This is a genomic window from Mesorhizobium sp. M1A.F.Ca.IN.020.06.1.1 (assembly GCF_004023265.1).
GTDB lineage: Bacteria > Pseudomonadota > Alphaproteobacteria > Rhizobiales > Rhizobiaceae > Mesorhizobium.
Window position 1 is genome coordinate 1 of sequence record NZ_RZSR01001436.1, and the last position, 983, is coordinate 983.

Consider the following 983-nt stretch of genomic DNA (forward strand, 5'->3'; position numbering starts at 1 on the left):
AAGGCAGCGCGCCGAGCGGAAGCCGATAGCCGACCGGGGAATCGCCCGGCACCAGGAACAGCCGGCCGCGCCGCGTCTTCCACTTTTCCGAACGCCAGCGCTGCCCGGCGGCCTGGCTGTTCCAGCGCTGCACCGGCAGCACATAGCCTGACGGCTTGGTCAGGCCGCGCTCGAACACACGTGCCATGCGGCTGCGCTCTTCCGGATCCTCCAGCTTCGAGTTGGACGGGTCGACATTATCCGGCAGCTTGCTCTCCTTGAGCAGCCAATCGGCCGGATCCTCATAGGCCTCGCCGACCATCGCCTTGTCGATGCCGAGCTCCGCGGCGATCGCCGTGAGCAAGCTTGCGGCCTGCTCAGGCCCGACAGAGACGGTGCTCGTTTCGCGCGCGATCAGCGAAGCGTCCTGCCACACGGGCTCGCCATCGGTGCGCCAATAGAGCGAGAAGGTCCAGCGCGGCAGGCTTTCGCCCGGATACCACTTGCCTTGCCCGTAGTGGAGGAAACCGCCCGGCGCGAAGCGTTCGCGCAACCGGCGGATAAGCTGATCCGCCTTGTCGCGCTTGGTCGGACCGACGGCCGCCGTATTCCATTCTGCGGACTCGAAATCATCGATCGACACGAAGGTCGGCTCGCCGCCCATGGTAAGCCGCACATCCTGTTCCCGCAAAACCGCGTCGACCTTGTTGCCCAAGGCGTCGAGCGCCTCCCAGCTTTCATCCGAGAACGGCTTGGTGATGCGCGGATGCTCGGCGATGCGATCGACGCGCATGTCGAAGTCGAAATCGACATTGGCGAAGCTCGCCATGCCGGAGATCGGCGCGGCATTGCGGAAATGCGGCGTCGCCGCCAGCGGCACATGGCTTTCGCCGGTGAGCAAACCGGAAGTCGGGTCGAAGCCGATCCAGCCGGCGCCCGGAATATAGACTTCGCACCAGGCGTGCAGGTCGGTGAAATCGACCGAGGTTCCAGGCGGTCCGTCC

General features: G+C 65.6%; 1 protein-coding gene. It reads right to left on the bottom strand.

Annotated elements, in window-relative coordinates; translation table 11 throughout:
• Window positions 1–983, bottom strand: a 983-nt coding sequence (locus EOA60_RS34660; RefSeq protein WP_164899848.1) for a transglutaminase family protein, incomplete at both ends; no start/stop codon positions are given.